This window comes from Vibrio proteolyticus NBRC 13287, from assembly GCF_000467125.1.
Taxonomy (GTDB): Bacteria; Pseudomonadota; Gammaproteobacteria; order Enterobacterales; family Vibrionaceae; genus Vibrio; species Vibrio proteolyticus.
In genome coordinates this window covers 23,020-35,897 of record NZ_BATJ01000002.1, presented here as the reverse complement: position 1 = coordinate 35,897, position 12,878 = coordinate 23,020, and the positions used below count along the sequence as shown (strand labels likewise).

General features: G+C 50.1%; 11 protein-coding genes. 8 read left to right on the top strand and 3 right to left on the bottom strand.

All coding sequences use genetic code 11. From position 1 onward, the window contains the following. Positions 1–124 precede the first annotated feature (124 nt). Together ligA and zipA are read right to left on the bottom strand one after the other, a co-directional pair. Entirely contained in the window at positions 125–2,134 is a 2,010-nt protein-coding gene (gene ligA / locus VPR01S_RS02750; protein ID WP_021703771.1) for an NAD-dependent DNA ligase LigA, read from the bottom strand. Positions 2,135–2,208: 74 nt separating this feature from the next. Continuing rightward, positions 2,209–3,162, bottom strand: a complete 954-nt coding sequence (gene zipA / locus VPR01S_RS02745) for a cell division protein ZipA (protein WP_021703770.1) — start codon at positions 3,160–3,162, stop codon at positions 2,209–2,211. 230 nt (positions 3,163–3,392) lie between these two features. On the opposite strand from zipA, the gene cysZ reads away from it, so the two are divergent. The 5 genes from cysZ (at position 3,393) to crr (ending at position 8,302) form a co-directional block, all read left to right on the top strand. Beyond that, a complete protein-coding gene (cysZ, locus tag VPR01S_RS02740) occupies positions 3,393–4,139 on the top strand; it encodes a sulfate transporter CysZ (protein WP_040902220.1) in 747 nt (248 codons plus the stop codon). Between the two features lie 159 nt (positions 4,140–4,298). Further along, positions 4,299–5,267 (top strand): cysteine synthase A, encoded by a 969-nt coding sequence (gene cysK / locus VPR01S_RS02735; RefSeq protein WP_021703768.1) that lies wholly within the window; start codon positions 4,299–4,301, stop codon positions 5,265–5,267. Between the two features lie 300 nt (positions 5,268–5,567). Next, on the top strand, positions 5,568–5,825 hold the full coding sequence (locus tag VPR01S_RS02730; protein ID WP_011078325.1) for an HPr family phosphocarrier protein: 258 nt from the start codon (positions 5,568–5,570) through the stop codon (positions 5,823–5,825). Positions 5,826–5,961: 136 nt separating this feature from the next. Beyond that, a complete protein-coding gene (gene ptsI, locus VPR01S_RS02725; RefSeq protein ID WP_021703767.1) occupies positions 5,962–7,686 on the top strand; it encodes a phosphoenolpyruvate-protein phosphotransferase PtsI in 1,725 nt (574 codons plus the stop codon). Between the two features lie 106 nt (positions 7,687–7,792). Continuing rightward, positions 7,793–8,302 carry a PTS glucose transporter subunit IIA gene (crr, locus tag VPR01S_RS02720; RefSeq protein ID WP_021703766.1) on the top strand — a complete coding sequence of 170 codons (510 nt, stop codon included), beginning with the start codon at positions 7,793–7,795 and terminating at the stop codon, positions 8,300–8,302. Between the two features lie 58 nt (positions 8,303–8,360). Here the strand turns inward: crr and VPR01S_RS02715 are convergent, their stop codons facing one another. Further along, a complete protein-coding gene (locus tag VPR01S_RS02715) occupies positions 8,361–9,509 on the bottom strand; it encodes a 2-octaprenyl-3-methyl-6-methoxy-1,4-benzoquinol hydroxylase (RefSeq protein ID WP_040902248.1) in 1,149 nt (382 codons plus the stop codon). Between the two features lie 248 nt (positions 9,510–9,757). On the opposite strand from VPR01S_RS02715, the gene miaB reads away from it, so the two are divergent. From miaB to ybeY, 3 genes are all read left to right on the top strand, one after another. After that, positions 9,758–11,182 carry a tRNA (N6-isopentenyl adenosine(37)-C2)-methylthiotransferase MiaB gene (gene miaB / locus VPR01S_RS02710; RefSeq protein ID WP_021703764.1) on the top strand — a complete coding sequence of 475 codons (1,425 nt, stop codon included), beginning with the start codon at positions 9,758–9,760 and terminating at the stop codon, positions 11,180–11,182. Positions 11,183–11,255: 73 nt separating this feature from the next. After that, the gene (locus tag VPR01S_RS02705; protein WP_021703763.1) at positions 11,256–12,362 is read left to right on the top strand and encodes a PhoH family protein; all 1,107 of its coding nucleotides are present in this window, start codon (positions 11,256–11,258) and stop codon (positions 12,360–12,362) included. Next, positions 12,362–12,826, top strand: a complete 465-nt coding sequence (gene ybeY, locus VPR01S_RS02700) for an rRNA maturation RNase YbeY (RefSeq protein ID WP_021703762.1) — start codon at positions 12,362–12,364, stop codon at positions 12,824–12,826. Before VPR01S_RS02705 ends, ybeY begins: the two co-directional genes overlap by 1 nt. Positions 12,827–12,878 lie beyond the last annotated feature (52 nt).

Below are 12,878 nucleotides of genomic sequence, written 5' to 3'. Positions count from 1 at the left end.
ATTCAGAGGAGTTTGAGGAGGATCACAGCAAAAAACACTGTTTACAGCAGGGTCATTTTTTATGAGAAATAAAAAGCCCCGAGAATCACTCTCAGGGCGTTTCGCTATTGCGTGAGGCAAACCGCTAGATAAGATCAAGTAAATCCTGTTCTGTTTTGATCTCAATACCTAAATCTTGTGCTTTCGCCAATTTTGATCCGGCATTTTCGCCGGCAAACAGCACATCGGTATTCTTTGAAACGCTGCCCGTCACCTTTGCGCCAAGAGCTTGCAGGGCGGCTTTGGCGTCAGAGCGAGAGAGCTGAGTCAGTGTCCCCGTCAGCACCACGGTTTTACCAGCCAGCGGCTGAGGTGTCGATTCATCCGGTGCAGCGACTTGAGGCCAATGGATACCCATTTCAAGCAGTTCCCGAATCACCGCTTGGTTGTTCTCTTCCGCGAAAAAAGCCGTGATATGGCTGGCGACGATTGCACCGATGTCTGGCACCTCAACCAACGCCTCGTGACTTGCTTCCTGAATCTTTTCCAATGTTTTGAAATGCATGGCCAGATTCGCTGCCGTCGCTTCACCCACTTCGCGGATCCCCAGTGAGTACAAGAATCGCGGTAACGTCGTCTCTTTTGCCTGCTTTAGGGCATCCACAACATTTTGTGCGGATTTAGGCCCCATGCGATCCAGTACCGTCAATACTCCGGCTGACAACTTAAACAAATCTGCCGGGGTGTGAACCATTTCACGATCCACCAGTTGTTCAATGACTTTTTCACCTAACCCATCCACGTCCAGCGCTTTACGTGACACAAAGTGCTTCAATGCTTCTTTACGCTGGGCCTGACACACTAGTCCTCCAGTGCATCGCGCCACCGCTTCGCCTTCCACTCGTTCCACTTCCGACTGACATACCGGACAATGGGTAGGAAAGTGTATGTCTCTGGCGTCGTCTGGGCGACGCTCAAGCACCACCGAAACAACCTGTGGAATCACATCGCCGGCGCGACGGATCACCACACTGTCACCGATTTTAACCCCTAGGCGGGCGATTTCATCGCCATTGTGTAACGTCGCGTTGCTGACCGTCACGCCACCGACAAACACCGGTTCCAGTTTGGCCACCGGGGTAACGGCTCCGGTTCGCCCAACCTGAAACTCGACGTCTTTAAGCAGAGTGATCTCTTCCTGAGCTGGAAACTTATACGCGATCGCCCAGCGCGGTGCGCGGGCAACAAACCCTAACTGCTCCTGAATGTCGATATCATCGACCTTAATCACGACACCATCTATCTCGTACGCAAGTTGATCACGACGCTGCAAAATATCCTGATAATAAGCTTTTACGGCCGTCAAAGAACTCACCTGACGGGTTTCCGGGCACATAGGTAATCCCCAGCCCTTCAGCTGCAGGAAGCGTTGGTAGTGACTGTCCGACAGGTCCGCACCTTCAACCACGCCAACACTGTAAGCATAAAAGTTCAGTGGACGTTTGGCCGTAATCCTTGAGTCGAGCTGTCTCAGGCTTCCCGCCGCCGCATTGCGCGGATTCACAAACACCTTTTCGCCTTTTTTCAGCGCATCTTCATTAAGTTTGTCAAAACCGGCTTTGGGCATAAACACTTCACCACGCACTTCAATCCGTGTTGGCCACCCTTGTCCATTCAAGCGTAATGGAATCGCTTTGATGGTGCGGACATTTTCTGTGATGTTCTCGCCCGTGGTACCGTCGCCACGCGTAGCAGCCTGTACCAGCACGCCATTTTCATACAGCAGACTCACTGCGAGACCATCGAGTTTCGGCTCACAGCAGAACGTTTTCACTTCCCCGCCAGACAAACGGTCATTCATCCGCTTGTAAAAACTGTCAATTTCCTCGTCATCAAACGCATTGTCGAGCGAGAGCATCGGAATTTCATGGGTCACGGGTTTGAAACCGTCAAGCGGCATCCCACCAACACGCTGACTTGGCGAATCGACCGTCACCCACTCCGGATGTTCCGCTTCGATATCCAGCAATTCACGCATCAGACGATCGTATTCGGCATCCGGGATCTCCGGGCTGTCTTCCACGTAGTAGCGCACCGCATGGTAATGCAGAGTATTTTTAAGTTCTTCCAGTCGTTCTTGTAGAGAATGAGACATATCAGGGCTCTCATGTGGTGTAGCATTAAAAAAGGCTCCGGGATGGAGCCTTAGGCTAATGATTTTATAACAAATCAGGCCGATTGTGCGGCTTTAAAATCCTGGATTTGCTTGCGGTACGTATCCAGACGAGTTGGTGTCATCAGATTGCGATGATCATCCAGCACGTTACCGCCCATATCATCGGCGATCTGTTGTGCGGTTTTCAGCATCAGTTTGAAGTTCTGATCCGCTTCACCGAAACACGGTAGAGTCATAAAGAAGGAAATCCCTTTGGTGGTAAAATCTGCCGGGTCATCGTGTTGCAGCGTTCCCGGTTGCATCATGTTGGCCACGCTGAACAAAATCTTACCGGTACCCGATAAGTCGGCATGGCGGTGGAAGATGTCCATCTCACCATACAGCAGACCATTTTGCTGCATGCTGTCAAACAGCTTAGTGCCGACAAACGGCTCTTCACCGGCACAGTGTACGTTAAGTACGATCACTTGCATTTCGGGCTCAGGCTTAGGTTCCGGCTCGGTTGGAGCCGCGGCGGTAACCATCGCTTCTTGCGCAGGTTGCTCTTCGACAATTTCGCTGAATGCGTCGGCAAACGGAGCCGGTTGCTTATCGAGCTCCTCATCCAGATCTTTAAAAGCTTTGATTGACGGCAAATCGTCTTCGCTGTTTTCACGATCACTAACGGTCGGCTCAGCAGGCGCCTGATAAGTGCCGGGCTCTGAGGTTGCCGTGCTCACGGCAGCGTCATGGTATCCGTCAATCAATGGATCAGCAGCGGCGGGTTCTACCGAGAAATTCGCAGAGTGCTTGTCCTTGCGGATAATTTCGTAATCATCTTCCGGTGCAAAAGCGCGCTCTTGTGCCTCCGGGGTATCCTCTTCGTCGTGTTCGACATCGATTCTGCCAAGTGGTTTGTCCGCAAATTTGGCTTTGCCCTCTTTCTTACTTGTCCAAAGTCCATGAAATAGCAGCGCAGCAATAGCTAAAGCGCCAACAATAATGAGTACGAATCGCAATTCCTGCATTTTACACTCTCGGTTTCTCGATGTTATTTGGCGTCGATCGCGTGGTCATCGAACGCTTCACCAAGTTTGATGTCAATAGTATTCAGGTTACTTTACCAAAACTAACCCCCGTTTTAGAACAACTTAATGTTAGAAGTTCTATTTATGGTGTGACTTTGACCACGCTTTTTTTCCTGTTAAGGTTCGTTAGAATACAAAACAGCAATATTAACGTTAATTCCTAAGACATTATGAGTACACATTTGAGACAACGTAGCGGTTTTGGCTACTTTTTTTACGGGCTGGAGCTGGCTTTTCAGCCTGGCATACGCCGATTTGTCATGATGCCTCTACTGGCCAACATCTTATTGGTCGGAGGGGCGCTGTTCTATTTATTCTCTCATCTCGACACCTGGATTGGTCAGATGATGGGGCAACTCCCGGATTTTCTGTCCTGGTTAAGCTACCTCCTATGGCCAATTATAGTGTTGACCATTCTGGCCACATTTTCCTACTTCTTCAGTACCCTGGCAAACTTCGTTGCCGCCCCGTTTAACGGTCTGCTGGCAGAAAAAGTGGAAGAAAAGCTGACCGGACACAAAATCAATGACGACGGCATTTTCGACATTATTAAGGATGTTCCCCGCGTTATGGCCCGGGAGTGGCGTAAACTGATTTATATGCTGCCCAAAGCCATTGGCCTGTTTTTGTTGCTGCTGATCCCGGCTTTGGGTCAGACACTCGGACCCGTGTTATGGTTCGCGTTTACTGCCTGGATGCTGGCTATCCAGTACTGTGACTATCCATTTGATAACCACAAAGTCCCGTTTCACGACATGCGTAATAAATTGAAACAAAATCAAAGTAAGGCGTATGGCTTTGGGGCGCTGGTCGCAGTGTTCACCACCATTCCGATTCTCAACTTATTCATCATGCCTGTGGCGATCTGTGGTGCCACCGCCATGTGGGTCTCTGAGTTCAAAACGCCGCAACGTTGAGAAATCCTGGCACCGACTTTTTAAGTGGGTGCCAATTTGCACGCTTCACCTTTCTTATTTCAGTCTCATATCTTATAACTTTTTAATCCTTTTCCGCTTTTTACCAACAACATATGCTTTTCAGTGTATTCACTAAACGTGTAATGAAGGAACATCACCATGAGCAAGATCTACGAAGATAACTCACTGACCATTGGTAACACCCCCCTGGTTCGTTTGAATAAAGTCAGCAACGGCAAAGTACTGGCTAAAATTGAAGCGCGTAACCCAAGTTTCAGCGTGAAGTGCCGTATCGGTGCCAACATGATTTGGGATGCCGAAAAACAGGGTAAGCTGAAACCAGGCGTCGAACTGGTTGAGCCAACCAGTGGTAATACAGGGGTTGCGCTGGCATTCGTTGCCGCCGCTCGTGGTTACAAACTGACGCTGACAATGCCAGAGTCCATGAGCTTGGAGCGCCGTAAACTGCTGAAAGCACTTGGCGCGAATCTGGAACTGACCGAAGCGGCGAAAGGCATGAAAGGCGCCATCGCGAAAGCGGAAGAAATTGTCGCCAGCAACCCGGACAAATACCTGCTTCTGCAACAATTTAACAACCCGGCCAACCCGGAAATTCATGAAAAAACAACCGGCCCTGAAATCTGGGACGCGACCAACGGCGAGATTGACGTGTTTGTTTCAGGCGTCGGTACGGGCGGTACGCTGACCGGGACCAGCCGTTACATCAAAGGCGAAAAAGGCAAAGCGATCGTGTCGGTTGCGGTTGAGCCAGCCGAGTCTCCGGTTATCGCACAGGCACTCGCCGGCGAAGAAATCCAACCTGCTCCGCATAAAATTCAAGGTATCGGCGCAGGCTTCATCCCTGGCAACCTGGATTTGGAACTGATTGACCGCGTAGAAGCCGTGACGTCTGAAGAAGCGATTGAAATGGCTCGCCGCCTGATGGAAGAGGAAGGTATCTTAGCCGGTATTTCTTCTGGCGCAGCGGTTGTCGCGGCAAATCGACTTGCAGAACTACCTGAATTTGAAGGAAAAACCATTGTAACTGTGCTGCCAAGTTCTGGTGAGCGTTACCTCAGTACCGCCCTGTTTGCGGGCATCTTTACCGACAAAGAGAACCAACAGTAAACCTGTGGTCAAATCAATTTTTGGTTTAAAAAAGCCCCTTTTAGGGGCTTTTTTGTTGATCCTTGCCTCACCTTTGGTAATATCGGGTCAGCTTTATTTCTAGCTTCAAAATAAAAGAAGCGGAAGAATTTATATCGACGGCTAGTTTTCCTAACGGAATGCAAAGCGGTTGCAAAAAGTTCACTCCAGTATCAGCTGTAACACGTAAAAGGCGGGGTTGCGCTAGCGCAACCCAACAGTTGCGGTTAAGCTGAAACTGGTTAAGAAACTGAAAAAAATAAATCAATTGGGGTATATAACATGTACGAGAAGCAAGTAGAAATCACTGCAGAAAACGGTCTTCACACTCGTCCAGCTGCACAGTTCGTAAAAGAAGCAAAAGCATTCGACGCGGACATCACTGTGACTTCTAACGGCAAAAGCGCTAGCGCAAAGAGCCTGTTCAAACTACAAACTCTTGGCCTAGTTAAAGGTACTGTAGTAACAATTTCAGCGGAAGGCCCTCAGGCTCAACAAGCTGTAGACCACCTAGTTGCTCTGATGGACCAACTGCACTAATCCGGTCTCCTATTTCAAAGCCATTTTGCCCACGCAAAATGGCTTTGTTGGAAATAGGCCCAAACTTAAGCTACAAATATTCGTTAGCGCACTCATAAATCTCCCGTTATAAAGTTGACCAATTTAAGGTAAGGCTATGATTTCAGGCATCCTGGCATCTCCTGGTATTGCTATCGGTAAAGCACTACTACTTCAAGAAGATGAAATTGTCCTAAATACGACCACTATTTCTGACGCTCAAGTTGAAGCAGAAGTTCAGCGTTTCTATGACGCTCGCAACAAATCTTCCGCTCAGCTGGAACTGATCAAACAGAAAGCACTGGAAACTTTTGGTGAAGAAAAAGAAGCGATCTTTGAAGGTCACATCATGCTTCTTGAAGATGAAGAGCTAGAGGAAGAAATCCTAGCACTTATCAAAAACGACAAGCTGCACGCTGATAACGCCATTCATACTGTGATCGAAGAGCAAGCCACTGCGCTTGAATCTCTGGACGATGAATATCTGAAAGAACGTGCGACTGATATCCGCGATATCGGGACGCGCTTTGTTAAAAATGCACTGGGTATCAACATTGTGTCACTGAGTGACATCAATGAAGAAGTTATCTTGGTTGCATACGACCTGACGCCATCAGAAACCGCGCAAATCAACCTGGACTACGTACTGGGTTTTGCGTGCGACATCGGCGGTCGTACTTCTCACACTTCCATCATGGCTCGTTCGCTCGAACTTCCTGCGATTGTGGGTACCAATGACGTCACCAAACGTGTGAAAAACGGCGATACTCTGATCCTGGATGCGGTTAACAACCAGATCATCGTTAACCCGTCCGAGGCTCAGCTCGACGAAGCAAAGCAAGTTCAGGCGGCAGCGATCGCAGAGAAAGAAGAACTGGCGAAACTCAAAGATCTGCCAGCCGAAACTCTGGACGGCCACCGCGTTGAAGTGTGTGGCAACATCGGTACTGTAAAAGACTGTGACGGCGTACTGCGTAACGGCGGCGAAGGCGTTGGTCTGTACCGTACAGAATTCCTGTTCATGGACCGTGACGCCCTGCCAACGGAAGAAGAGCAGTACCAGGCGTACAAAGAAGTGGCAGAAGCGATGCATGGCGAAGCCGTCATCATCCGTACCATGGACATTGGCGGTGACAAAGACCTGCCATACATGGATTTGCCACAAGAAATGAACCCATTCCTGGGCTGGCGTGCGGTTCGCATCAGCTTGGATCGCCGTGAAATTCTGCGTGATCAGCTACGCGGTATCCTGCGTGCATCGGCTCATGGCAAACTGCGCATCATGTTCCCGATGATCATTTCTGTTGAAGAGATTCGTGAACTGAAAAAAGCCATTGAAGAGTACAAAGCAGAGCTGCGTACTGAAGGTCTGTCGTTCGACGAAAACATCGAAATCGGTGTGATGGTTGAAACACCGGCAGCTGCTGCAATCGCTCACCATCTGGCAAAAGAAGTTTCGTTCTTCTCTATCGGTACCAATGACCTGACTCAGTACACACTGGCGGTTGACCGTGGTAACGAAATGATTTCTCACCTATATAACCCGCTGTCTCCAGCCGTACTGAACGTGATCAAGCAAGTCATTGATGCGTCTCACGCTGAAGGCAAGTGGACCGGTATGTGTGGCGAACTGGCTGGTGATGATCGCGCTACATTACTGCTACTGGGTATGGGTCTGGATGAGTTCTCCATGAGCGGCATCTCAATCCCGAAAGTGAAAAAAGTGATCCGCAATACCAACTTTGCTGACGTCAAAGCGATGGCAGAAGAGGCTTTGTCTCTCCCGACTGCTGATGAAATTGAAGCGTGTGTAGAGAAATTTATTGCAGAAAAGTCTCAATAAATCTGCTAATACCAAAGGGATAGGCGACTAAAAGTAGTCGTCTATCGACTATGATTGGTATACTATAAATCGACAGAAAAAAACTCAACGTTAGGAGCATGACACAATGGGTCTGTTTGACAAACTTAAGAAGCTGGTCTCTGACGACAGCGCTAGCGCGGGTGCAATCGAAATCATCGCACCACTTTCAGGTGAAATCGTAAACATCGAAGACGTGCCAGATGTTGTTTTTGCTGAAAAGATCGTTGGTGACGGCATCGCTATCAAACCTGCGGGTAACAAAATGGTAGCTCCTGTAAACGGTACTATCGGTAAGATCTTTGAGACCAACCATGCGTTCTCAATCGAATCTGACGACGGCGTTGAGCTATTCGTTCACTTCGGTATCGATACTGTTGAGCTGAAAGGCGAAGGCTTTAAGCGCATCGCTGAAGAAGGCCAGACAGTGAAGGTAGGTGACACTATCATCGAATTCGATCTGGCTCTGCTGGAAGAGAAAGCAAAATCTACGCTGACTCCAGTGGTTATCTCTAACATGGACGAAATCAAAGAGCTGAACAAGCTGTCTGGTTCTGTGACTGTTGGTGAAACGCCAGTGCTTCGCGTCACTAAGTAACACTTAGTCATGCAACAAAAAACGCTGCCATAGGCAGCGTTTTTTTGTCGTTAAACTTTTACATGCCTAATGCATATTTGAGTACCTGTTGCTTCACCGGCCCCGAATGTTCCGCCAGTTTCAGCGCGGCATTGCGCAGCAATTTCAGCGGTGGTAAATCATTACTGAAGCCTTTGTAAAACACATCCATCCCCGTTTGCATTAACAGATTGTCCGGACGACGACGACGCTCATACCGCTTGAGCAAAACCGCCTCTAACTCATGACCGTCACTCTCGTCCAACAGCACCGCCACATCTTTGAAGCCGAGGTTGACTCCCTGTCCGGCCAGGGGATTGATGGTGTGCGCCGAGTCTCCCACCAGTACACATCCGCGCTGGGCGTACGTCTGTGCATGACGTCGGGTCAGAGGAAACGAGCCCATCCCCTGAACCTTCACATCGCCCAACTCAGGAGGAAACGTAGTGAGGATCTGTTCACGCAACTGATCATGATTGAGCGCACTTAACTGGCGTATTTTCTGCGGAGAGTCATACCAAACCAGTGATCCTTGATGACCACACAAAGGCAAAAACGACCGCGGGCCAGCTGAGGTGAACTGTTGCCAGGTGATGTCCTGTTGCGGCTTCGCCGTCTCAACACTAATCAGCATACAGTGCTGGCGATAGTCCCAGGCGGTCACCCCAATACCAGCCAGTTGTCTGACGTGCGAGTTAGCCCCGTCGGCCCCCACGACCCATTCGACGTCGAACGTCTCGCCAGAACTGAGAGTCACACGGTTGCGCGCCCCGAATTCGATGTCGCTGAGCGTATCCGGACATCTGACGGTCAGGTTGTCATACTGGTCGAACTGTTGCCACAGTCCGAGCTGAATCAGACGATTTTCGATAATGTAGCCCAGTTGCTCCAGCGCCATCGACTCTGCGTCAAAGCGGGTACGGCACTCTGGGTGCTCCCAGGTTTCCAATCGACGATACGGACAGACACGCATCGCGGCGATATCTTCCCAGGCGCCCAGTTCACGCAACAAAGCCACCGACGTTTCAGAAATTGCTGAAACACGGATATCCATGGGCTGAGCGGCGTCAAATGCCTTTGGCTCAGCCCCTTCCACCAACACCACACTGCGCCCCTGGCGAGCAAAACCGAGGGCGACAGCGGCACCGACCATACCGCCTCCGACAACGGCGACTTCATAGTTGTTCATTTCTTGCACTTCATCGTCTTGATTTTCGACCTGTTTTTCATTGTACGTTTTCATAACCAAAATGTAACTAAAAACCTTGAGCCGCGTGTGGTCAAAACCCAGTAAAAACAAGGCTTCTAAGAGAATTTACTGCAATACTGGTCAGTTGGTTTTTAAAGCAGTACAATACGCCGCTTACCGCCGAGAGGGCGGCTATAATTTGAACGGTAACGTTCATTATGTTGAGAATTAACACGAGCGAAAGTGAGATGAGTAAGAAACTGCTAATTAAAACCTGGGGCTGCCAGATGAATGAATACGATTCATCCAAAATGGCTGATCTGCTTAACGCGGCAAACGGCTACGAGCTGACAGAAGAACCAGAAGAAGCAGATGTACTACTACTGAACACCTGTTCGATCCGTGAAAAGGCACAAGAAAAAGTCTTCCACCAGCTTGGTCGCTGGAAAACACTGAAAGACAAAAAACCGGGCGTAGTGATTGGTGTGGGCGGCTGTGTAGCCACACAGGAAGGTGACCATATCCGTGAGCGTGCGCCGTTTGTCGACGTTATCTTCGGCCCTCAGACTCTGCACCGCCTGCCTGAAATGATCAAGCAGTCACGCGACGACGAGGCACCGGTTATGGACATTTCATTCCCAGAAATCGAGAAGTTTGACCGCTTGCCAGAACCGCGTGCCGATGGTGCAACCGCATTCGTTTCCATCATGGAAGGCTGTTCTAAATACTGCACCTACTGTGTGGTTCCATACACCCGTGGCGAAGAAGTCAGTCGCCCAATGGATGACGTGCTGTTCGAGATCGCTCAACTGGCTGAGCAAGGCGTGCGTGAAGTGAACCTGTTGGGTCAGAACGTTAACGCGTACCGTGGACCAATGCACGATGGTGATATCTGCAGCTTTGCAGAGCTACTGCGCCTGGTCGCTTCGATTGATGGTATTGACCGAATCCGCTTCACCACCAGCCACCCACTGGAATTCACTGACGATATCATCGCCGTCTATGAAGATACACCGGAGCTGGTGAGTTTCTTACACCTGCCAGTGCAAAGCGGCAGTGACCGTATCCTGACCATGATGAAGCGTCCTCATACAGGTATTGAGTACAAGTCGATCATTCGTAAACTGCGTAAAGCGCGCCCTGATATTCAGATCAGCTCTGACTTTATCGTGGGTTTCCCTGGTGAGAGCGACAAAGACTTCCAGGACACCATGAAACTGATCCGTGACGTGGATTTTGATATGAGCTTCAGCTTTATCTTCTCTCCTCGTCCGGGTACACCGGCGGCAGACTACCCTTGCGATCTGTCCGAGCAAACCAAAAAAGAGCGCCTGTACGAGCTACAACAGACCATCAACAGCCAGGCGATGCGTTACTCGCGCCTGATGATGGACACCGAACAGCGCATTCTGGTTGAAGGCCCGTCGAAGAAGAACCTGATGGAACTTCGTGGTCGTACTGAGAACAACCGTGTAGTAAACTTTGAAGGATCGGCGGATCTTATTGGTCAGTTTGTTGACGTGAAGATCGTTGACGTATTCCCGAACTCTCTGCGTGGTGAACTGCTCCGCACAGAGAAAGACATGAACCTTCGCCAGGTGATTTCGCCCACTCAGATGATGGCCAAAACACGTCGCGAAGACGAACTGGGTGTCGCTACATTTACGCCTTAAGTTCGTATAACCTGCCATAGGGAAGCCCGGTCGCAATCGGGCTTCCGCTAAAATGGCAAAATGAGAGGCAACATTGAGCACAAAAATAGTAACTCTGGAAATCAACCTAGAACCTTCAGACAACCGCCGCCTGGCCAGCCTTTGCGGCCCTTTCGACGACAACATCAAACACCTCGAACGCCGTCTGGGCGTTGAAATCAGCTACCGAGGCAACTTTTTTACTATCGTCGGGAAACCCCACACTTCCGCTGCGGCACTGGATATCATCAAAACGCTGTACGTCGACACCGCTCCGCTACGTGGCAATATTCCGGATATTGAACCTGAGCAGATCCATTTAGCGATCAAAGAGTCCGGTGTACTGGAACAAGCCAGCGAATCCAGTATTGAGCACGGCAAAGAAGTGTTCATTAAGACCAAAAAAGGGGTCATCAAACCGAGAACGCCGAATCAGGCTCAGTATCTGGTGAACATGGTCACCCATGATATCAGCTTCGGTATCGGTCCTGCGGGTACCGGTAAGACGTATCTGGCGGTCGCGGCGGCCGTGGATGCCCTGGAGCGTCAGGAAATCCGCCGAATTCTGCTGACCCGCCCAGCGGTCGAAGCCGGTGAAAAATTAGGCTTTCTGCCCGGCGATCTGAGCCAGAAAGTCGATCCGTACCTGCGCCCACTCTACGACGCGCTGTTTGAAATGCTCGGCTTCGAACGTGTGGAAAAGCTGATTGAGCGCAACGTGATTGAAGTCGCGCCTCTTGCGTACATGCGAGGCCGTACACTCAACGATGCGTTTATCATTCTCGATGAGAGCCAGAACACTACGGTAGAGCAAATGAAAATGTTCCTGACCCGTATTGGCTTTAACTCACGCGCCGTCATTACCGGTGATGTCACTCAGATCGATTTGCCACGCGGCGCGAAATCAGGTCTGCGTCATGCGATTGAAGTACTGAATGAAGTCGACGAAATCAGCTTTAACTTCTTCCAGTCTGATGACGTGGTACGTCACCCTGTGGTGGCCCGCATCGTGAATGCGTATGAGAAATGGGAAGCGCAGGATCAAAAAGAACGCAAAGAGTATGAACGTCGCCGTCGTGAAGAGCGCGAAGCCAAACAGAGCGATGCTGCCGTCTCAGAGCAAAACACCACACCGACTTCGATTCAGGAAACCAGTAAGTAATGACTATCGAACTTGATCTGCAATTGGCGGTCGAACAAGAATCCGGCCTGCCATCAGAGCAGGATGTTCAGCGCTGGCTGGATAACGCCATCCAGCGTTTTCAGGCCGACGCCGAAGTCACCGTCCGGATCGTTGACAACGAAGAAAGTCAGGCGCTCAATCGCGACTATCGCGGTAAAGATAAGCCGACAAATGTGCTGTCATTTCCGTTTGAGGCGCCACCGGGCATCGAAATGAACCTGTTGGGCGATCTGGTCATCTGCCGTCAAGTCGTTGAAAACGAGGCGAAAGAACAAGAGAAACCACTGGAGGCCCACTGGGCACATATGGTTGTACATGGCAGTCTGCATCTGCTAGGTTATGACCATATCGAGGAGGATGAAGCAGAAGAGATGGAGTCCCTCGAAACAGAAATCATGCTGGCGATGGGTTACACTGACCCGTATCTGGCAGAAAAGGAGTAGTGCTAACGCCCTGCTTCGTTCGTGACGGTTCCGGCTATTTCCCGAGCCGGGG

Excerpts from the sequence above, each read along its gene's own strand:
- ligA (WP_021703771.1), bottom strand. The coding sequence starts at position 2,134 with ATGTCTCATTCTCTACAAGAACGACTGGAAGAACTTAAAAATACTCTG.
- zipA (WP_021703770.1), bottom strand. The coding sequence starts at position 3,162 with ATGCAGGAATTGCGATTCGTACTCATTATTGTTGGCGCTTTAGCTATT.
- cysZ (WP_040902220.1), top strand. The coding sequence starts at position 3,393 with ATGAGTACACATTTGAGACAACGTAGCGGTTTTGGCTACTTTTTTTAC.
- cysK (WP_021703768.1), top strand. The coding sequence starts at position 4,299 with ATGAGCAAGATCTACGAAGATAACTCACTGACCATTGGTAACACCCCC.
- VPR01S_RS02730 (WP_011078325.1), top strand. The coding sequence starts at position 5,568 with ATGTACGAGAAGCAAGTAGAAATCACTGCAGAAAACGGTCTTCACACT.
- ptsI (WP_021703767.1), top strand. The coding sequence starts at position 5,962 with ATGATTTCAGGCATCCTGGCATCTCCTGGTATTGCTATCGGTAAAGCA.
- crr (WP_021703766.1), top strand. The coding sequence starts at position 7,793 with ATGGGTCTGTTTGACAAACTTAAGAAGCTGGTCTCTGACGACAGCGCT.
- VPR01S_RS02715 (WP_040902248.1), bottom strand. The coding sequence starts at position 9,509 with ATGAACAACTATGAAGTCGCCGTTGTCGGAGGCGGTATGGTCGGTGCC.
- miaB (WP_021703764.1), top strand. The coding sequence starts at position 9,758 with ATGAGTAAGAAACTGCTAATTAAAACCTGGGGCTGCCAGATGAATGAA.
- ybeY (WP_021703762.1), top strand. The coding sequence starts at position 12,362 with ATGACTATCGAACTTGATCTGCAATTGGCGGTCGAACAAGAATCCGGC.